Here is a 16,869-nt window from a genome sequence, read left to right on the forward strand (position 1 = left end):
AAGTACGGCACCCCGAATGGCCGACCAAAGCATGAGGTATGCGTGGTCGAAAACTGTGATAGCTCCGTACGGAGCACCTACAGCGAGCACTGCGAACTGCACTACTACCGTCTCCGACGCTCCGGCACCGTCGCCGAACCCGAGTACATCTCAGGTCACTGCGAAATCGATGGCTGCGAAGCTGATGCCACCACTAACCGTGCTGCTATCGACGGCCAAAAGATGTATCTGTGCCGGCTGCACTACCTGCGTATTCAAAAACGCGGAGACGCATCCTTTGAATGCCGCGGCGAGAACAGTCCCAACTGGACTGGCTCGGAGGCCAGTTCGGGTGCGGTGCATTATCGAGTGAGGAAGGCGCGCGGTCCGGCTGCTAGCTGGAGCTGTGTCGACTGCGCTCGCCCCGCAGAGCATTGGTCCGACGACCATATGGACCCCAACGAAAAGTCAGACCCTGAAGAGGGGCCGTACAGCCTCGACATCGACCACTACTTTCCCCGCTGCGTCCGCTGCCATAAGCGGTTCGATCTGGACTACCTCGCGCGAATCGAGGTGGCTTCATGAGGGAACGCGAATGCCGTCCCATCGTGAATGGGCGAGCCGATGGACTCTGCGAACGTTGCGGGCACCCTGGCAGGCTCACACTGCACCATCGTGTGAAGCGGTCCCAGGGGGGACCGTGGACTCCGCAGAACTGCGTGATGTTGTGCGGTCACGGAACACTCGGATGTCACGGATGGGTTGAGCACAACCCCAACGCTGCTGCCGACGAAGGCTTCCACGTACGTCCCTGGAACTCACCAGCAGAGGTGCCCGTCTTGTACCGCGGGCGTTGGGTGCTGCTGGACGACCTCGGCGACACCTACCGCATCCCCACCCCGGCCGGTGGTGTGGCGTGACACAACCCGACATGCCCGCCGCCGCGGTCGAGCTGCGCACCCTGTGCAACGACCGCATCGCCTCCTACAAGGCATTCAACGGCACCAAGCAGATCCTTCCGCCGCTCGTCTCCGTCGACGCGGTCCTCCACATCCTCAGAAAGCACGGAATGTAAATGACGAATCTCACCGCCAAGCAGAAATCCTGGGACGAAACGAAGGCCGCCCAGCGCCAGGAACGTCGCCGGCCGATGTTGCCCAACGTGCTGGTCGGTTTGGCTGCCGACACGCCCCGGACTGGCAGCTTCTACCGCGACCCCCGTAAGGGCAGGGGTGTCCGGACACCGGTCATGCCGCGGTCGCGGCCCCGCGGCCAGTGCACCGAGTGCCCGCACGGCTGGAAGCACCACAGCAAGTCCGGTAACTGCCGACTCAGGTGCGCGTGCTCGCAGGGGTCGCATCGATGAACTATCCACCCGGCATGACGCTGCGGCCCCTCGACGGCTGGCCGACAGAGTTCACCCGCTCGCGGCGCGACGCACCGTTCCGGTCGACGTTCACCTCCACGATCGAGCTGCTCGACCGAGAGCTGCGTCAACTCGACCCGAAGGACCGGCACTACCCGCCGTCAGTGCTGCAGCTCGCCCTGCGGGAACGCGACTTCCGGATCGATGGGATGCCGCGGGCGAACTCCTACCCGGAGCACCCCGGCGTCATCCTGAACATTGAGCCGCGCAACAAGCCGGCCATGTCGTTCCCGTGCGACACCTTCACCGACTGGAGGGACAACCTGCGCGCTATTGCGCTCACGCTTGAGGCGCTGCGCAAGATGGACCGGTACGGCACCACCAACACCGGTCAGCAGTACCGCGGCTGGCAGGCCCTCCCTGAGAAGAGCTCGGTTCGGGCGTTCACCGTCGACGACGCCGAGCAGTTCCTCCGCTCCCTAGCCGGCGAGGAGGGTGCTGGCCTGGACATCGGCACGGTGCAGCAGGCGTACCGCCGCGCCGCCCGGGTCACCCACCCTGATCACAACGGCGGCGACCGCACACGCTGGAACCTCGTCGAGGCAGCAGCCGGTGTGCTGCGGGCAGCAGGGAAGCTGGCATGACCGAGTTCATCTGCAATCGTTGCCAGAAGCCGAAGGCCTGCACGCCTCGACGGGGTATGTGCCCAGCCTGCTATATGGCGTGGCACACCCGCCAGCACGCTTACGGTCGATTCGTCAGCGAGTTCGTTGACGCCGAGCCCGTGCGGCAGCACGTCGCGATGCTCATGGGTTCGGGGCTGACGGTGCGCTACATCGCCTCGGCGGCGGACGTCACGCGCAAGGCGGTGACCCAGCTGTACGCCGGACGCAAAGGCAAAGCGCTTCAACGGATGTCGGCGGCCAACGCTGAGAAGCTGCTGGCAGTCCAGCCGGCGACCGTCCCTCACGCTGCGGCCGCCGATCACCAGCCCGTCGGCGCGCTGGGCACCCGCCGGCGCCTACAAGCGCTTGTGGCGTTCGGCTACACCGGGGAAGACCTAGCGCAGCGGCTCAGCCTCACAACGACGACCCTCAGCGCGATCCTGACCGGACGCAGGGACAGCGTTCTGGCAGTCACCGCGCGCGCTGTCGAGAAGCTCTTCAGCCAGCTTCAAACCACACCTGGCCGGTCCCAGCGGGCACGTAACCGCGGCACAGCCAACGGGTGGCCGGTTCCCCTGGCGTGGGACGAAGACACCATCGACCACCCCGCCGCGACGCCGGCACATGTGCCCGCTGCCGGGGTGCCCTTCCTGGAAACCTACAGCGAGCTTCGCGACGAGTTGCGACTGCCTGACTGGCAGATAGCGAGACGGCTCGGCATCAAGCTGTCGTCATTGGAGCGGCGGCTGGATCGGCACGGACGATCAGTCAGCCCTGAGCTTCGCGCGTTGGCGCGTGAAGAGCGTTCTCGACAGTCGGTGGCGTCGTGACCACCTATTCGGAGTTTCTCACTCGCAAGGTGCAGTTCGACCGTGCATACGGCCACGCGGCTGGGGCGCTGCATTCGAGCCTGAAGCCCCACCAACGAGACATTGTCACGTGGGCGGTGCAGGGCGGCCGGCGTGCCGTTTTCGCGCAGTTCGGCCTCGGCAAGACCCGCATGCAGTTGGAGATCATCCGCCAGTCGATCCAGTTCCGCGGCGCGCGCGGCCTGATCGTCTGCCCACTCGGGGTGCGCGGCGAGTTCCGCCGCGACGCCGAAGCAATCGGCATGAACACGAAGTTCGTCAGGTCCCCCAGCGAGCTGAGCGACACCGGCGTCTACATCACGAACTACGAGACGATCCGTGACGGAAAGCTCGACCCCAACCTGTTCGCCGCGGTCAGCCTCGACGAAGCCGGAGTACTGCGGTCCTACGGGTCGAAGACCTACCAGACGTTCCTGCAGCTGTTCTCACGCGTGCCCTACCGGTATGTCGCCACCGCCACGCCGTCACCGAACCGGTACAAGGAGCTGATCCACTACGCAGGATTCCTCGGCGTGATGGACACCGGCGCCGCGCTGACCCGCTGGTTCCAGCGCGATTCGACGAAGGCCAACAACCTCACCCTGTATCCGCACAAGGCTGAGGAGTTCCACCATTGGCTGTCGACGTGGGCTGTGTTCCTCAACCGGCCGAGCGATCTTGGCTACTCCGACGAGGGCTACGAGCTGCCGGACATGGCCATCGAGTATCACGAGGTCGACGTCGACCATTCAGACACTCCGTCTGATCGTGATGGGCAGGGGTTCCTTTACCGTGGCGGCGCGCTCGGCGTGAAAGACGTCGCTCGCGAGAAACGTGACAGCTTGTCCAGTCGAGTGTCGGAGATGGAACGGATAATCCTGGCTTATGCCCGACGAGGAGACGCGCAAGGCGAAGGCCAGAGCGTATGCGCGGGATGCGAAGCGTGCCGACGACAACCCGGATCTGTTGCGAAAGGCCCTGGACTACTTGATCAGATCATCATCTGGGTTGAACTCAACGACGAACAACGAGCAGTCGAGCGCAAGCTAGACGACCTCGGGATCAGTTACTCCTCGATCCACGGTTCACTTTCGATCGAGGAATGCGAGCGACGCCTCGAGATGTGGCGTGACCGCGAGACCGTAGCGTTGATCGGCAAGCCGGTCATGCTCGGCCAAGGCATGAACCTGCAGCAGTGCAATAAGGCGATCTACCTGGGCGTCTCGTACAAATTTCACGACTTCATTCAAAGCCAGCACCGCATCCAGCGGTACGGGCAGACCCGCACCTGCCGCACCCACATCATCCATGCCGAATCGGAACGTGAAGTCGTGCGTGCTCTGCGGGACAAGTGGACCCAGCACAAGGAGTTGAACCATCGAATGACCGAGATCGTGAAAGAGGTTGGGCTGCGGCCCGCCGACGTCGTCGACGTGTTGAAGCGGTCCATCGGTGTTGAACGAATCGAAGCGTCGGGGGACGGGTGGCTGGCCGCCAACAACGACTGTGTCCCCGAAACCCGCGACATGGAAGGCGATTCGGTAGACCTGATCGTCACCAGCATCCCGTTCGCCAACCACTACGAGTACACACCCGCCGTCGAAGACTTCGGGCACACCGACAACAACGACCACTTCTGGCGTCAGATGGACTACCTCAGCCCGCAACTGCTGCGGATCCTCAAACCCGGGCGCATCTACTGCTGCCACGTCAAGGACCGAATCCTGTTCGGCAACGTCACCGGCGCCGGCGTCCCCACCGTGTCACCCTTCCACGCCGAGGCGATCTTCCACGCCCAAGAGCACGGATTCGACTACCTCGGCATGATCACCGTCGTCACTGACGTCGTACGGGAGAACAACCAGACCTACCGGCTGGGATGGTCGGAGCAGTGCAAGGACGCCACCAAGATGGGTGTCGGCTCTCCGGAGTACATTCTGCTGTTCCACAAGCCGCAGAGCGACCGGTCTAAGGGCTACGCCGACACCCCGGTCACGAAGGACAAAGCGATCTACACGCGGGCCCGGTGGCAGATCGACGCGCACGCGTTCTGGCGGTCCTCCGGTAACCGGCTGCTGACCACCGACGAGCTCGCCCAGCTGCCCGCCGATCAGCTGTCACGCATCTTCACCGAGCAGACGCTGCGCGAGGTGTACGACTACGAATCCCACGTCCGGATCGGGGAGCATCTCGACGGCCGCGGCGCCCTACCGGCCACGTTCATGAGCTTGGCGCCCGGGTCGTGGTCACCGGAGGTGTGGCACGACATCAACCGCATGCTCACCCTGAACACCACCCAATCCCAACGCGCACAACAGATGCACGTGTGCCTTGCCCGCGACTCACTGGTGCTGACGAGGGGCGGGTACAAACCGATCCAGCAGGTCGGCACCGGTGAGCTTGTGCTGACCCACAGAGGCCGCTGGCGTCCCGTGCTGGCTGTGCAGAACACCGGTGTTAGGCCGGTCGTCAACCTGCGCGCCCATGGTGTTCCTCACGCTGTCATGACGCCTGATCACAAGGTCTGGACCCGAGATCCCAGGGCATACGCGCGTGAATCGGACTACCTGCGAAAGGTGAACCCAGACTGGGCTGAAGCGGCGCAGACAGTAGGTGCCTATGTCAACAAGAAGCTCGCACCCGAGGAACATCCGTCGACGTCTGACCGACGCGTCTGGTGGACCGTCGGCCGATGGCTCGCTGACGGCCACATCGACGCCCGCGGCTGCGTGATCCTCTCCTGCGGGGCACACGAGGTCGACGACCTATCGGCCCGCCTCGGACCATTCGTTGGCAGGACGTTCCGCCCGACGAGCAGCGGCGCCGCGCGCCAAGTTCAACTCCACGACCCAGATCGTGCGCTCCGCAACATCCTGAAGACCTGCGGGCACGGCGCTGCCAACAAGCACCTGCCGCAGGAGGCCTACACACTCCCCGCCGCCGAAGCGGCCGCCATCCTCGACGGCTACCTCTCCGGTGACGGACACTATCGGCCGGACCGGCGCAGGTGGATGGCCAGCAGCGTGTCCAGGGAGCTGATGCTCGGCGTCGCATACCTCGCGCAACGTGTGCACGGCGCAGTGGCAAGCGTCTACCCCGGGCGCCCGGATCGCGACGGCACGATCCTCGGCCGCCAGGTCCGAATGCGCCAGGAATGGGGCCTGTCCTTCGACTTGCCGGACGAGTCTCGACGCAAGCACCCCCACGTTCTCGACGACGGCGCCTGGATGCGCGTCCGGAGCGCCGAACCAGTCGGCGAGGTTGAGACTTGGAATCTGCGTGTGGCGGAGGATGAGTCGTACCACGCCGACGGGATGGTCGTGAAGAACTGTCCCCTGCAGTTCGACATCGTTGACCGGCTCATCAACCGCTTCTCCAACCCCGGCGAGTTGGTGTTCGACCCGTTCGGCGGGCTGATGACTGTGCCCGTCCGGGCACTGAAGCTCGGCCGCCGCGGCCGTGCAGTCGAACTGAACCCCGGCTACTTCCTCGACGGCGTCAAGTACCTGCAGGCCGAGGAACACCGCCGCGACATGCCCAGCCTGTTCGACATCGACTCTGAGGTGGTCGCCTGATGATCTCATTCGACGTGCATCTCAATGACCGCCAGGTCGGGCAGGTCACGATCCACCGATTGGAGGGCGCCAGCCACCCCTCCAATGTGAACACCTATGAGGCGACGTTCGAGTGGGTCGAACTGGACGGCGCAGCCCAGCGCCGCCATGTCACGTTTACCCACACCTACGGCGATCCGTGGCCAGCCATGCTGCACGCCGCGCTCGACGCACTTCGGCTCAGCGGCGTGGTGCGCTGATGTCCCTACCGATCACGCATCACGGGGAGGCGACGTCGCCGGCGGACGCCGCGCGGGTCCTGGCGGACTGGCTGGCCGCTCACACCTACCGGTGGCTGTCGGAGGCGGATCTGCAGGCCGCGATGCGTGACGTGCTGTCGGAGAGGTTTTTCACGGACCGGGAGAAACCTCTGTCCCGCCGTGACCGGCCCGACTTCCTCGTCACCGTCGGGGAGTTCACCGTCGCAGTCGAGGTGAAGGTGAAAGCTCCACGCGCGGTGGTGATCCGCCAGCTCGGCCGCTACGCCGAGCACGAATCGGTGGACGCGATCGTGTTCGCCTCCGGGCGCCGGTCCCTCGTCCCGGCCATTCCCGCCGTGATTCACGGCAAGCCTGTCGTGTCGGTGTTCGTTGGGTCGGTGGCGCTGTGAAGCGGGTCGCAGGCACCATCGACTACGGCAGCACCGGCACCCGCCGGGCGTGGAGGATCATCGCCGAGCCGGACATCATGATCCGGCTCAAACGGCTGATCCCCGGCGTGAAGCATTCAGCGGCAGCCCTGTTCGTCTCCGACACCGAGGAGATGGCGCAGGAACTCGAATGGATTCTGCACCGCTGGGAATTCGTCATGACCGACGAGGCCCGCGCCCTCCTCGCTCAGCGTGCGGCAGCCGCGGCGGCGCGGGAGGAACTCGTCCAAGGTGTGCTGGCCGGTACCCGCACACCCCGCGGGCAGGAGTGGATCGAATCCGCTCTGCCGCTGCGCGACTACCAGCGCACCGCCACCGACCTCGTCCACGCCACCGGCTCCACCCTCGTCGTCGACGAACTCGGCCTCGGCAAAACACTGATGTCGCTGGCGTTGCTCGAAAACCCCGCCCGCCGGCCCGGTGTGGCGGTCACCCTCACCGGGTTGGGTGGGCAGTGGCTGCGGGAGTTACGCAAGTTCTACCCGACGTTGCGCGGCCACGAGGTCCGCTCCACCAAGGTGGAGAAGGAACTACCCCGCCTCCTGTCCGATGGGCAGCTCGACGTCGACCTGATTCTCCTGAACTACGCGAAACTGTGGGCGTGGGGACCGGTCCTGGCCGATCACGTCAACACCGTCATCTTCGACGAGATCCAGGAACTGCGCCGCGCCGAGTCCCTCAAGTACGAGGGCGCTCAAGCGTTGATCTCGAAAGGCGCTGTCACAGCCGGGCTGTCGGCCACACCGATCTACAACTTCGGCGGCGAAATGTACTCCGTCATGAACATCCTGCGCCCGGGTTGTTTGGGCACCAGGGAGGAGTTCCTTCGTGAGTGGGCGGGCGGGTGGAGTAACGACCACAACGGGAAGGTGCGGGTCCGCAACCCCGAAGCGTTGCGGGCGCATTTGAAGTCGCAGGGCCTGTTCCTGCGCCGCACCCGCGAGGACGTCGGCATCGAACTCCCCGCGATCGAGACGATCGAACAGCAAGTCCCCTCAGACCAGAAACGCCTCAGCGAACTGTCGGGCAACGCCGTGGAGATGGCACGCTTGATCCTGTCGCAGGACGCCACCAACAGCCAGAAGTGGCAGTCCGCTGGGGAACTGGACTGGCGGCTCCGCCAAGCCACCGGCGTGTCGAAGGCGCCGTTCGTCGCTGACTTCGTGCGACTGCTGCTCGAATCACAGGACAAGGTGCTGCTGTTTGGTTGGCATCGCGACGTTTACAGCATCTGGATGGAGCGGCTGCGGGAGCACCGCCCCGTCCTGTACAGCGGCACCGAATCGCCGAAGCAGAAAGCCGAAGCGTTCGAACGGTTCACCAAAGGCGATTCCCGTGTCCTGATCATGTCGCTGCGCTCCGGAGCCGGTCTCGACGGGTTGCAGGACGTGTGCTCCACCCTCGTGTTCGGTGAGCTGGACTGGTCACCAGGCGTGCACCGGCAGGCCATCGGCCGGCTCGGCCGACCCGGACAGAAACATGGTGTGCTGGCCTACTTCTGCGTCACCAACGACGGCTCCGACCCGGTCATCTTGGACACCCTGAACATCAAACGGATGGAGTCCGACCGGCTCATCGAACCGGAAGTCGGCACCGTCGCCACCGCCACACCGGCGCAATCACACCAGCACATCAAACGGTTGGCCGCTGCGCTGATCGAGCGGACGGAGAAGTCAGCATGAAGGCCTTGTCGCGATTCTTCTACCGGGGTGCGCACCGCGCCAAGCAGTTCAGCATCCGTGTCGCCGACATCAAGGACCGCCTGGACCAGGAGCCCGTCGGCAAGATCGGTGCCTGGACGGTTCTCGGCGACGGCACCCTGGTCATCCCAAACATCACCATCCGGTTCCCCAGCGCGCCGGAGGCGGAGCGCGGCGTCGTGATGCTCGCCCCTCCGGGCGGCGTCTCCAGCTTCCCCGCGTTGGTGGGCGATGACTGATCCGCGTATCCGGCTGCTGTTCACCCCGAAGGAACTCGCGGCCCTCGGCCGGTGCACCAGCTGTGGTTGGCACCCACCGACCCAGTTTCATCACCCGGACTGCCCGGAGGCTGAAGCCAGGAAGGACACAGCGTAGTGGCCAACGCAGGCGCACTCATCAACGAGGGACTCTGGCGGAAGGACAAAGAATTCCAGAAGGTGCCTCGCCTCGCGCAATGCACGTTCTGCCAGGTGCTTTCAGGTAAGGACCTGGACACCGCCGGAGTCATGACCTTCCACCTGGACCTGCTCGCCAAAGGCTGCGACGAATTGACAGTCGAGCAGCTCAAGGAGGACTTCGCCGCTCTCGAAGATCGACGCTTCCTGTTCGTCGACTACGACACCGACGAACTGTTCATCCGGTCGTATGTCCGCCTGGTGAGCGTGAAGAACCGCAACTCGTGGCTGTCGGTTCCGAAGAACGCCCGGATGGTGGCGTCGGAGAAGATCCGGCACGAGCTGGCCATGGAGTTGCGGCGGCTGAAGCGAAAAGACGCGACCGAACTCGCCGACGAAATAGACCCGGTCCCAACCCCGTCTGGACCGGGTGGAAACCCCGTCGAGACCACGTCTCAACCAGGTACCCCGTCGGAACCCCGTCGGGACGGGGACAGTCAAGTACTAGTCCCAGTCCTAGTGTCACCTTCCGTAGTTGGTTCTGTTGGTGTGCAGCGCGCGCGCCCGAACTGCTCCAAACACGAAACCGACGCCGACGAGAATTGCCGCGCCTGCATGCGCCGCCGACTCTGGGACGAAGAGCACGCAGCCGACGAGCTGGAACGCCAACGCGACAAACGCGCCGCCGTGGCCAGCGCCCTACAGGCAGCGATCGACGCCTGCCGTGAGTGCGACGAAGAGGGCTGGCGCTACGACGATCGTGCAGTCAAGTGCACACACCCGGCGGTGGCCCATGGCTGACATCAAGTGCGAGCGGTGCCGACTCCGGATCACCGAGGGCCAGTTCTACATCGAGGCGCGGAAGCGCGCTGGGGCGCCGTTCATAGCTCCGAGGCCGGGAATCGACAACGGGCTGAACTTGGACCCGATCACCTACCTGCACATTCCGTCGTGCGACGTCTACCAGGAGGCCAATCATGGCTGAGCAGTGCGATCGTCACGCGTTCGGTGGTGGCCGGTGTGAGCTCGACGCTGGCCACGACGGCAAGCACTACCGGGCCTGGCCTGACCGTGACGGCGGATTCGAGTGGACCGACAAGTCCCAAGCAGAGCTGGTCGACCGCTACAGCTCGAGGTTCGACTGATGCCCACCTACCCGACCGGGCCCGGATCACACCGCCGCGGGCGGGGCCCGGTCATCGAAGCCTACGCCGACACAGGGGCCCTGGACCGGCCCTGCCCGCACCCCCCGGTCGGGTGCGGCGCTGCCGTGGGCGAGTTCTGCACCCAGCCCACCGACGACATCCGACCTGACCCAATTCCGCGCGCGATCCCGTGCGTGGCCCGCACCCGCGAAGGAGAACACGATGACAGGCCCTGAGAGGTCCCCGAGAGCTGCGGCGGGCACAACCACCCGTGCGAGGCAGGAACTGGCGGCCCCGGACTATCTGGCCGCGATAGCGCATGCACTGGTGTCGATCGCCGAGACGCTGGCGCGCCACGGGGCGACCGTTCCTGCGCCTCCACCACTCAGGAGCGGACTCGACGGCATCGAGGTCGTCAAGTCTCTCGGAGTGCCCCACAGAGACCGGCAGTGGATCGGAATGGACGGGATCTGCTGGCGATGGCGCGAAGACGACCAGGCTTGGGCCAGCTTCGACAACCGCTCCGAGCGGCGGCGCCAAGACCCAACCGGGCGTGGCCCGTTCGTCGAGATCAGCATGCGCTCATGAGTGACGGTCCGGACGAGTTGAGCATCATGCGTGCCAGGCGGCAGAACCGCGACACCGAGCAGGCCGTCGAGGAGGCGAGCTGGCCGCGCATCGAGTCGACTCTCGACGCCCTGGTCGCCGACTACCGCCGCCACGACGGGACGAGGGGTTTGCGCGGCTGGCATTACCGCCACTACATGAAGGCCGGCACGGTGAAAACCCTCGCGGCCCTGCTTGCAATCGCTGTTCAGCGGCTCGCCCGAACGGAGCAGTCATGATGAATCCACCGCCCCCGCACGCTGTTGCCCGGTTTGATCAACGTGTCGCAGCGTGCGAGACCACAGTCGATGCCCTAGTGCAGCGATATCGCGCATTAATCACCGCCGGCAACAGCGAAACCATGGTGATGACCTGCTTGGCTAAGGACCTCGACGACGCGGCCCGCACCTGGCCAAATGGACTAGACGCGATGACAGACATGCTCTGCGTGGCCATCAAGAAGCTGGCGCAGCCGTGACCGCCCCCGACCTCGAACCGTGCGTTTGGTGCGGGCATCCCTGCCACACGCATGGAACAGGCCCCTGCATCGCGAAAACGGTGTCTGGGCCGCCCTCCAGCAGCGGGCAGCCGAACTACGAGACCGGCGACTACGACCACATCGGCCGCACCGTAACCCCATGCCCCTGCACCGAATACGCCACCACACGCAACGGAGTCGCCCATGCCTGACCTAGCCCCATCACTGGCGGATGTCATCGCCACCCACCGATGGAGTCGGACCACGGACCTGCCGTGGGTGGTGCGTTGCGCCGGGTGCGAGTGGACCACCGACCTCCGCAATACCGCCAAAACATCAACCAAGCTGGTCGCCGAGCACGCCGAACAGGTGTGGCGTGAAGCCTGCAGCATCCGCTCAGTGGCCCAGCTCGACGCGCTGCCGCACCGATCGGTGATCCTGGACCGGGACGGGGCGGTGCTGCGCCGAGACCCGTGGGGCGTGTTCCATGACAGCCCGAAGTGGCATCCACTCGACAGCGAGGGAGGCGCGTACGAGAACGATTTCGGCCTCGATCCCGGCGAAGTGAAACTCGACGCGCTGCTGCTCTGGCACCCCGATTGGGCGCAGCGGTGAGCGCCGATCTGGTGTCGACGTTGGTGTCGATGCGCTACCGGGCCGGCCTGTCGCAGGAGGCGTTGGCGGAACGGATGGGCGTGACCCGTTCCAGCATCGGGCATTTCGAAACCCGTAACACTTGCCCACGCCTGGACACACTGCAGCGGTACGCGGAAGCGGTGGGCGCCGAGATCACCGCCACCCCGAAACCACGGCCGGAACAGCCCCGCCCGGTGCGGCTACGGATCATCTGCGACACCTGCCGCGACGACGGCGAGCCGAAGCACTGGGACCAGACGTGTGAGGACTGCGCCGCCGAGCTCCTCGAACGGCACGCAGCCGAACACACGGACCACACTTTCACCATGCTCGGGAGGTTGCCGTCATGGCCATGAAACCGGACCGCCAGTGGACCGATACGTGGGGCGACAAACTTGAACTGCACTACGCCGGATCGGGCGTCGTCATCGCCGTCGTCCGCCGCGGCTCACCATCCGATACCGATCACCCGTGCGTCGAGCTCGACTCTGCGCAGCAGCGAGAGCTGCTCCAAGCCCTGCAGGCGAGATACATATGAACGCGACCGTCTCGGAGCTCACTTTCACCGACCCGGAACTGCGTGAACATGAGTGGCTCGACAGCACGGGATGCCAGTTCAGGTGGGTCGGCGAAATCTGGTGCGAATGGTCAGACGCTGGGCGTGGAGAGTGGCGTCCGTACGGACTAACGGTCTACCTGACGGGGCCGTTCACGGCAGTGCCCCGCGACGACGAGATCGGCCTGTACGCCGACTGGTGGTGGGAGGACTGGTGGGAGGACTGGGAGGACTACGGCGATGAGGACTAACAGCACGTTCACAGCGCGCTTCGAGGGCGACTGCCGCACTTGCCCGGACCGGATCAGGGTGGGGGACCGGATCCGCAAGATCGACGTCGGCTCCGACACATTCGCTGTGTACGTGCACGCCGACTGCCCCGACCCAACACCGGAACCCGACCCGCTGGCCACCGACGGCCTACCGCTGTGTGGCGACTGCTTCACCTGACCACCGAGGAGCTTGCTTGTGACGAACCAGAAGTGCGAATCCTGCTCCGCCCCATCGGACCTGTTCTTGTGCGGAAGGTGCATATCGGATTTGCGGGACCTGCTGACGTCGCTCGTGTCGTGCGGCTCGGTCACCGACCAGATCCTGCAAACCGTCGAGATCGACGAAGACCTGACCGAGGTGCGCCTCGTCGACCGCACCCGCAAGCTGGCCGGCCTGCTGGAGTACCTGCGCGGCTACGCGGTCGGTCAGGCACGCCGCGGCGAACAAGCCCGCCGCACCCACCGCGAACCCGACACCCTGAACGGTGACGACACCCTCGCATCGCACATCGACCCGCTCGCCGGATGCGAATGCCCGGAAGACGGCGAATGCGTCTGCAGCCTCGACAAGTCCAGGGACCGCCGCGAGTATCTCGCCCTCAACCGCGCCCTGGCGTCGGGTGGAGTGAACACCGCCGCGTCCTGGCTCCTCACCGAGATGAACTACTCCCTCGGCTCCTGGGCGAAGGGCATCGCCAAAGCGCACAGGATCACCCTGCAGTGGAAAACCACCACCGGCTACGCGCATTTCCTCGCCCAGAACGTCCCGAAGATCGCCCTCGATCCGGACGCCGGCCACTTTCACCACCGGGTGCGGGCATTCGTCCGCCGCGCGGAGAAGATCATCAACCCCCCTGAAGCCCCTGAGCGGGTGTGCGGGCCCTGCCCCACCCCCGTGGAGACCGAACACGGCCGCACTCTGTGCGCCACACCCCTCACCGCGGACCGCGCCGCCACGGAGGTCATCTGCCCGCAATGCAAGGAAACCCACCGCGTCGACGACCTGATCGACCGCCTGTGGAACGACGTCGACGAATGGCACCTCACCCGCCACGAAATACTCGCCCTCGTCGAAGTCCTCGAACGACCCGTCTCCGTCGACACGTTCAAAACGTGGTGCCACCGCGGCAAGAAGATCGGCGACCCACCAGTCCTGCAACGTTTGCATCCGCGCGGCTACCGCCGCCCCGGCGAAGCGGTCGGGGAGTGGCACGCCCTCCGCAACAGCCCCGGCGACAAACCCGTCTACCGGCTCATCGACCTCCGAAAGTTCATGACAGACGGCAAGAGATCCACAGTCTCCGCCTAAACCCACAGGAAGGAACCAACCAGTGAGTACCGATCCAGACACCGAACGCGGCCTGTACAGCAAGTACCGCGTCGAGAAGGTCAACGGCAAACCCGCGTCGTCGCACTGTGCGGCGAGGTGTTTCCGGTGACTCGCTCGGCCAAGCCGGGTTCACCGGTGTGCCCGGACTGCGAACGCATCTACCAGAATCTCAAGAAATGAACGCGCGGGTGACGGTCGGCCGTGTCGGGACTGGCGACGGTCGCGACGGTCGCTACGTGGAAGTCGCGGTGCTGGTGCCCAGCGGGAACGTGTATGTCAGCACCTCTCACAACACGGGCCACTTCACCACGGACGCACTCGCCGCCGAGAAACTCAGGGCAGTGATGGCTGCCGCGGTAGCCGCGGCGCCGGCCATCGTCGCCGCCTACGAGACGTGCGACCGGGACCAGACACGCGCCGCTGAAACGCGGGCCCGCCTGGTCCGTAACGCAATCGAGACGGCCGTCAGGAAAAAGAAGTGACTTTCCGGAAACACAGCCTGCTAGACCGCCTGGCACGCATCCTCGGCTATGTCCCCGCTGGGGAGCAGATCACCGGAACCGTCGAGTTCAAGCGCGACGAGCAGCCATTCGTGAACCTTGAGCTGCCGGGCGGCCAACGCGTCTACGGCTGGGTGGACAACCGATTCCCGTGGATGAAGGTCGTCCACGAACCGCCACCGGTGACAAGCGACATCACCACCCTGGCCGGTATCGCCGCTGAAACGCACTGCTTGGCCGAATCACCGGACGGCTACGCCTGCGGGGAGGAACCCGGGCACGACGGTTGGCACCGCGCCGAGGGAAGCGATGGGCAACTCTACGACACCTGGCCACAGGAGACACCATGAGCGACCTTGTTCCTGCTGAGGACATAGAACGGATCGTCGGCGTTCCCCGCCACCGAACCGTTCACTACGGTCGAGCCGTCTCATCGGAGCAGACCGTGTACATCCTGCACTCCCGCGAGTGCAAGGAATCCGGCATCGACCTGCGCGACTGCCGATTCTCGATCGCCATGGACCGCGGTATCGAGATGTCCTCATGGGATGGCCACGAGGACACCTCGGTCATTCTTGGCGTCTGGAACGAACGCCTCATCCCTCTCAAAGGCGCAGAGATTCGCCCGTGAGTGGACGCCGAGCGAAGCCACGAACCGGGGGCGTCCAACAGGCCAAGGCGCCGAGCTTGCGCGAAGCACTACGCGACCTTCCACGGGCAACCTGTATGCGCCCCGACAAAGTCAAGTACCGGTCACTCAAGGCGGCGCAGACCGCCGCGGAGAAGCAGTGGATCGCCGACAAACGCATCCTCAAGCCCTACCTGTGCGGCGACCACTACCACCTCACCAGCAGACGACCATGAGATGGCCGCACCGTCTGGCCACGCACGCACTCGACGCGGTATTCATCGCCGCTCCACCGACCGACCGGTGGCCGCGCATGACGCCAGCCGATGACCGAGACCGCCGAGCGGCCCGCGACGGCGAGCCGTTCACCGCCACCACGGACTGCCCCGACTGCGGGGCCGTGGCGGTGCACTGGCTCGAACAACCCCGCCAGGAACCGGTCTACGACGACACCCCGGCAAGCAGAGTCTTGCGGATGGCTGATGAGATCAGCGATTCTCTTGCTGCCGCTGCTGGCGTGCACAGCATCCACCGAGATAGCGAGGTTGTGCGTGTCTGCGTCCGCTGCGGGCACCGGTGGGGCCAAAGATGAGGCCCTGGCACAGTAGTAGGGACATGCAACAACTAGTGGGGGAAAGATGTGGCTATGACAGACATCCGAGATATACCGCCCGACCCAGGCTCTACACCTGAAGCGCTCGCCAGGAAAGCGCAGGCCGACCTCAACAAGATGAACGTGTACTGCGAAGGTTCCCGCACTACAGCCGCACATGAACGCTACGTAGCCGACCTAACAACCACTGAACACGGTGGCCTCGTATACACCTGCAAAGTTTGCGATCAACGCCTGCAAATCGGACACAAGAGCGTCCAGGGGATACGTGAGTTGGTAGCAGGACAGCCGTCGTTGGACGACGGAGTATCACTACTGTTCCTAAATCAAGTCATGAGCCGCTTCGCTGGGGCGGTCCGCAAGCGAAGATAAGACATGCGCGGCCACACAGGTCGACATTCCCGACTAAATGACATGCGTGTAAGCATCCTGGTGTACAGTTGAACCCGGTTCGGAGCTGCTGACTACGCGCGCCCGGACCACGATCCCAAGCCCGCCGACCAGGGAAAACACCCCCAGGTTACGGCGGGCTTCCCTCGTTGCAAGGGAGCTCGCACCGTGACCGCACCAGACGACAACACCATCGATCAGCTCGTGCAGTCCGGAGCCTTCGCATCCAAGGGCGCGGCCCGCCGCGCATTCGGCATCAACGACGGCCTACCACAGATCACCGACAACCTCGTCACTGTCGTCGGCCGACTCACAGCCGGCATCGCCGGCGCGCGGCCACCACTGCCCAACCACTGACCGGATGCCCAGCAAGTCCTGCGCAGCATGCGGGAGCACGTTCGTGGCGCGGAAGGAACGCAGAGCGTGCAGCCGGGCATGCAAGTACGCGCTTCAACGCAGGCCCGCCGAGCCACGCAAGTGCGGGCACTGCACCCAAAGC

At 65.0% G+C, this 16,869-nt stretch carries 30 protein-coding genes and 1 pseudogene; all 31 read left to right on the forward strand.

The window, feature by feature from the left end; translation table 11 throughout:
• The first annotated feature begins 42 nt into the window (after positions 1-42).
• The 31 genes and pseudogenes from KXD98_RS07910 (at position 43) to KXD98_RS08060 (ending at position 16,727) form a co-directional block, all read left to right on the forward strand.
• Positions 43-564, forward strand: a complete 522-nt coding sequence (locus KXD98_RS07910) for a hypothetical protein (protein ID WP_260763046.1) — start codon at positions 43-45, stop codon at positions 562-564.
• Positions 565-656: 92 nt separating this feature from the next.
• The gene (locus tag KXD98_RS07915) at positions 657-899 is read left to right on the forward strand and encodes a hypothetical protein (RefSeq protein ID WP_260763048.1); all 243 of its coding nucleotides are present in this window, start codon (positions 657-659) and stop codon (positions 897-899) included.
• Positions 896-1,054 (forward strand): hypothetical protein, encoded by a 159-nt coding sequence (locus tag KXD98_RS07920; protein WP_260763050.1) that lies wholly within the window; start codon positions 896-898, stop codon positions 1,052-1,054. Before KXD98_RS07915 ends, KXD98_RS07920 begins: the two co-directional genes overlap by 4 nt.
• Positions 1,055-1,345 carry a hypothetical protein gene (locus tag KXD98_RS07925; RefSeq protein ID WP_260763052.1) on the forward strand — a complete coding sequence of 97 codons (291 nt, stop codon included), beginning with the start codon at positions 1,055-1,057 and terminating at the stop codon, positions 1,343-1,345.
• Positions 1,342-1,989, forward strand: coding sequence for a molecular chaperone DnaJ (locus KXD98_RS07930; RefSeq protein ID WP_260763054.1), 648 nt, complete (start codon positions 1,342-1,344; stop codon positions 1,987-1,989). The genes KXD98_RS07925 and KXD98_RS07930 overlap by 4 nt, the downstream gene beginning before the upstream one ends.
• Positions 1,986-2,840 carry a hypothetical protein gene (locus KXD98_RS07935; protein ID WP_260763056.1) on the forward strand — a complete coding sequence of 285 codons (855 nt, stop codon included), beginning with the start codon at positions 1,986-1,988 and terminating at the stop codon, positions 2,838-2,840. The genes KXD98_RS07930 and KXD98_RS07935 overlap by 4 nt, the downstream gene beginning before the upstream one ends.
• Complete coding sequence (locus KXD98_RS07940; protein WP_260763058.1) at positions 2,837-6,433, forward strand: helicase-related protein; 3,597 nt, start codon at positions 2,837-2,839, stop codon at positions 6,431-6,433. The genes KXD98_RS07935 and KXD98_RS07940 overlap by 4 nt, the downstream gene beginning before the upstream one ends.
• Positions 6,433-6,672 (forward strand): hypothetical protein, encoded by a 240-nt coding sequence (locus KXD98_RS07945; RefSeq protein WP_260763059.1) that lies wholly within the window; start codon positions 6,433-6,435, stop codon positions 6,670-6,672. The genes KXD98_RS07940 and KXD98_RS07945 overlap by 1 nt, the downstream gene beginning before the upstream one ends.
• Entirely contained in the window at positions 6,672-7,082 is a 411-nt protein-coding gene (locus KXD98_RS07950) for a hypothetical protein (protein ID WP_260763061.1), read from the forward strand. Before KXD98_RS07945 ends, KXD98_RS07950 begins: the two co-directional genes overlap by 1 nt.
• Complete coding sequence (locus KXD98_RS07955; RefSeq protein ID WP_260763063.1) at positions 7,079-8,803, forward strand: DEAD/DEAH box helicase; 1,725 nt, start codon at positions 7,079-7,081, stop codon at positions 8,801-8,803. Before KXD98_RS07950 ends, KXD98_RS07955 begins: the two co-directional genes overlap by 4 nt.
• Positions 8,800-9,060, forward strand: a complete 261-nt coding sequence (locus KXD98_RS07960) for a hypothetical protein (protein ID WP_260763065.1) — start codon at positions 8,800-8,802, stop codon at positions 9,058-9,060. The genes KXD98_RS07955 and KXD98_RS07960 overlap by 4 nt, the downstream gene beginning before the upstream one ends.
• Before the next feature lie 135 nt (positions 9,061-9,195).
• Positions 9,196-10,017, forward strand: coding sequence for a hypothetical protein (locus tag KXD98_RS07965; protein WP_260763066.1), 822 nt, complete (start codon positions 9,196-9,198; stop codon positions 10,015-10,017).
• Entirely contained in the window at positions 10,010-10,201 is a 192-nt protein-coding gene (locus KXD98_RS07970; protein ID WP_260763068.1) for a hypothetical protein, read from the forward strand. Before KXD98_RS07965 ends, KXD98_RS07970 begins: the two co-directional genes overlap by 8 nt.
• Positions 10,194-10,361: a hypothetical protein gene (locus tag KXD98_RS07975; RefSeq protein WP_260763070.1), complete on the forward strand. Its 168-nt coding sequence runs from the start codon at positions 10,194-10,196 to the stop codon at positions 10,359-10,361. The genes KXD98_RS07970 and KXD98_RS07975 overlap by 8 nt, the downstream gene beginning before the upstream one ends.
• Positions 10,361-10,597, forward strand: coding sequence for a hypothetical protein (locus tag KXD98_RS07980; protein ID WP_260763073.1), 237 nt, complete (start codon positions 10,361-10,363; stop codon positions 10,595-10,597). Before KXD98_RS07975 ends, KXD98_RS07980 begins: the two co-directional genes overlap by 1 nt.
• The gene (locus KXD98_RS07985) at positions 10,584-10,949 is read left to right on the forward strand and encodes a hypothetical protein (protein ID WP_260763075.1); all 366 of its coding nucleotides are present in this window, start codon (positions 10,584-10,586) and stop codon (positions 10,947-10,949) included. The genes KXD98_RS07980 and KXD98_RS07985 overlap by 14 nt, the downstream gene beginning before the upstream one ends.
• Positions 10,946-11,206, forward strand: a complete 261-nt coding sequence (locus tag KXD98_RS07990; protein WP_260763077.1) for a hypothetical protein — start codon at positions 10,946-10,948, stop codon at positions 11,204-11,206. The genes KXD98_RS07985 and KXD98_RS07990 overlap by 4 nt, the downstream gene beginning before the upstream one ends.
• The gene (locus KXD98_RS07995) at positions 11,203-11,445 is read left to right on the forward strand and encodes a hypothetical protein (protein ID WP_260763079.1); all 243 of its coding nucleotides are present in this window, start codon (positions 11,203-11,205) and stop codon (positions 11,443-11,445) included. Before KXD98_RS07990 ends, KXD98_RS07995 begins: the two co-directional genes overlap by 4 nt.
• A gap of 204 nt (positions 11,446-11,649) precedes the next feature.
• On the forward strand, positions 11,650-12,060 hold the full coding sequence (locus tag KXD98_RS08000) for a hypothetical protein (RefSeq protein WP_260763081.1): 411 nt from the start codon (positions 11,650-11,652) through the stop codon (positions 12,058-12,060).
• On the forward strand, positions 12,057-12,437 hold the full coding sequence (locus KXD98_RS08005; protein WP_260763083.1) for a helix-turn-helix transcriptional regulator: 381 nt from the start codon (positions 12,057-12,059) through the stop codon (positions 12,435-12,437). The genes KXD98_RS08000 and KXD98_RS08005 overlap by 4 nt, the downstream gene beginning before the upstream one ends.
• Positions 12,428-12,619 (forward strand): hypothetical protein, encoded by a 192-nt coding sequence (locus KXD98_RS08010; protein ID WP_260763085.1) that lies wholly within the window; start codon positions 12,428-12,430, stop codon positions 12,617-12,619. The genes KXD98_RS08005 and KXD98_RS08010 overlap by 10 nt, the downstream gene beginning before the upstream one ends.
• Positions 12,616-12,888: a hypothetical protein gene (locus tag KXD98_RS08015; protein ID WP_260763087.1), complete on the forward strand. Its 273-nt coding sequence runs from the start codon at positions 12,616-12,618 to the stop codon at positions 12,886-12,888. The genes KXD98_RS08010 and KXD98_RS08015 overlap by 4 nt, the downstream gene beginning before the upstream one ends.
• Positions 12,878-13,087, forward strand: coding sequence for a hypothetical protein (locus KXD98_RS08020; protein ID WP_260763089.1), 210 nt, complete (start codon positions 12,878-12,880; stop codon positions 13,085-13,087). The genes KXD98_RS08015 and KXD98_RS08020 overlap by 11 nt, the downstream gene beginning before the upstream one ends.
• 90 nt (positions 13,088-13,177) lie before the next feature.
• Complete coding sequence (locus tag KXD98_RS08025) at positions 13,178-14,218, forward strand: hypothetical protein (protein WP_260763092.1); 1,041 nt, start codon at positions 13,178-13,180, stop codon at positions 14,216-14,218.
• A 90-nt stretch (positions 14,219-14,308) separates the two neighbouring features.
• Positions 14,309-14,419, forward strand: a pseudogene (locus tag KXD98_RS08030) (DUF3039 domain-containing protein); the annotation flags it as partial.
• Positions 14,416-14,721 carry a hypothetical protein gene (locus tag KXD98_RS08035; RefSeq protein WP_260763094.1) on the forward strand — a complete coding sequence of 102 codons (306 nt, stop codon included), beginning with the start codon at positions 14,416-14,418 and terminating at the stop codon, positions 14,719-14,721. The pseudogene KXD98_RS08030 and the gene KXD98_RS08035, both read left to right, overlap by 4 nt.
• Entirely contained in the window at positions 14,718-15,089 is a 372-nt protein-coding gene (locus tag KXD98_RS08040; protein WP_260763096.1) for a hypothetical protein, read from the forward strand. Before KXD98_RS08035 ends, KXD98_RS08040 begins: the two co-directional genes overlap by 4 nt.
• Positions 15,086-15,370, forward strand: a complete 285-nt coding sequence (locus tag KXD98_RS08045; RefSeq protein ID WP_260763099.1) for a hypothetical protein — start codon at positions 15,086-15,088, stop codon at positions 15,368-15,370. Before KXD98_RS08040 ends, KXD98_RS08045 begins: the two co-directional genes overlap by 4 nt.
• A gap of 95 nt (positions 15,371-15,465) precedes the next feature.
• Positions 15,466-15,603, forward strand: coding sequence for a hypothetical protein (locus KXD98_RS08050; protein WP_260763101.1), 138 nt, complete (start codon positions 15,466-15,468; stop codon positions 15,601-15,603).
• Positions 15,600-15,959, forward strand: a complete 360-nt coding sequence (locus tag KXD98_RS08055) for a hypothetical protein (RefSeq protein ID WP_260763103.1) — start codon at positions 15,600-15,602, stop codon at positions 15,957-15,959. The genes KXD98_RS08050 and KXD98_RS08055 overlap by 4 nt, the downstream gene beginning before the upstream one ends.
• A 579-nt stretch (positions 15,960-16,538) precedes the next feature.
• Positions 16,539-16,727 (forward strand): hypothetical protein, encoded by a 189-nt coding sequence (locus tag KXD98_RS08060; protein ID WP_260763106.1) that lies wholly within the window; start codon positions 16,539-16,541, stop codon positions 16,725-16,727.
• Positions 16,728-16,869: the final 142 nt, after the last annotated feature.

The organism is Mycobacterium sp. SMC-4 (assembly GCF_025263265.1).
In the GTDB taxonomy this organism is placed as follows: domain Bacteria; phylum Actinomycetota; class Actinomycetes; order Mycobacteriales; family Mycobacteriaceae; genus Mycobacterium.

Coding starts and splice junctions, on each gene's coding strand:
- KXD98_RS07925 (WP_260763052.1), top strand. CDS start 1,055: ATGACGAATCTCACCGCCAAGCAGAAATCCTGGGACGAAACGAAGGCC.
- KXD98_RS07930 (WP_260763054.1), top strand. CDS start 1,342: ATGAACTATCCACCCGGCATGACGCTGCGGCCCCTCGACGGCTGGCCG.
- KXD98_RS07935 (WP_260763056.1), top strand. CDS start 1,986: ATGACCGAGTTCATCTGCAATCGTTGCCAGAAGCCGAAGGCCTGCACG.
- KXD98_RS07945 (WP_260763059.1), top strand. CDS start 6,433: ATGATCTCATTCGACGTGCATCTCAATGACCGCCAGGTCGGGCAGGTC.
- KXD98_RS07950 (WP_260763061.1), top strand. CDS start 6,672: ATGTCCCTACCGATCACGCATCACGGGGAGGCGACGTCGCCGGCGGAC.
- KXD98_RS07960 (WP_260763065.1), top strand. CDS start 8,800: ATGAAGGCCTTGTCGCGATTCTTCTACCGGGGTGCGCACCGCGCCAAG.
- KXD98_RS07970 (WP_260763068.1), top strand. CDS start 10,010: ATGGCTGACATCAAGTGCGAGCGGTGCCGACTCCGGATCACCGAGGGC.
- KXD98_RS07975 (WP_260763070.1), top strand. CDS start 10,194: ATGGCTGAGCAGTGCGATCGTCACGCGTTCGGTGGTGGCCGGTGTGAG.
- KXD98_RS07980 (WP_260763073.1), top strand. CDS start 10,361: ATGCCCACCTACCCGACCGGGCCCGGATCACACCGCCGCGGGCGGGGC.
- KXD98_RS07985 (WP_260763075.1), top strand. CDS start 10,584: ATGACAGGCCCTGAGAGGTCCCCGAGAGCTGCGGCGGGCACAACCACC.
- KXD98_RS07990 (WP_260763077.1), top strand. CDS start 10,946: ATGAGTGACGGTCCGGACGAGTTGAGCATCATGCGTGCCAGGCGGCAG.
- KXD98_RS07995 (WP_260763079.1), top strand. CDS start 11,203: ATGATGAATCCACCGCCCCCGCACGCTGTTGCCCGGTTTGATCAACGT.
- KXD98_RS08000 (WP_260763081.1), top strand. CDS start 11,650: ATGCCTGACCTAGCCCCATCACTGGCGGATGTCATCGCCACCCACCGA.
- KXD98_RS08010 (WP_260763085.1), top strand. CDS start 12,428: ATGGCCATGAAACCGGACCGCCAGTGGACCGATACGTGGGGCGACAAA.
- KXD98_RS08015 (WP_260763087.1), top strand. CDS start 12,616: ATGAACGCGACCGTCTCGGAGCTCACTTTCACCGACCCGGAACTGCGT.
- KXD98_RS08020 (WP_260763089.1), top strand. CDS start 12,878: ATGAGGACTAACAGCACGTTCACAGCGCGCTTCGAGGGCGACTGCCGC.
- KXD98_RS08035 (WP_260763094.1), top strand. CDS start 14,416: ATGAACGCGCGGGTGACGGTCGGCCGTGTCGGGACTGGCGACGGTCGC.
- KXD98_RS08045 (WP_260763099.1), top strand. CDS start 15,086: ATGAGCGACCTTGTTCCTGCTGAGGACATAGAACGGATCGTCGGCGTT.
- KXD98_RS08050 (WP_260763101.1), top strand. CDS start 15,466: ATGCGCCCCGACAAAGTCAAGTACCGGTCACTCAAGGCGGCGCAGACC.
- KXD98_RS08055 (WP_260763103.1), top strand. CDS start 15,600: ATGAGATGGCCGCACCGTCTGGCCACGCACGCACTCGACGCGGTATTC.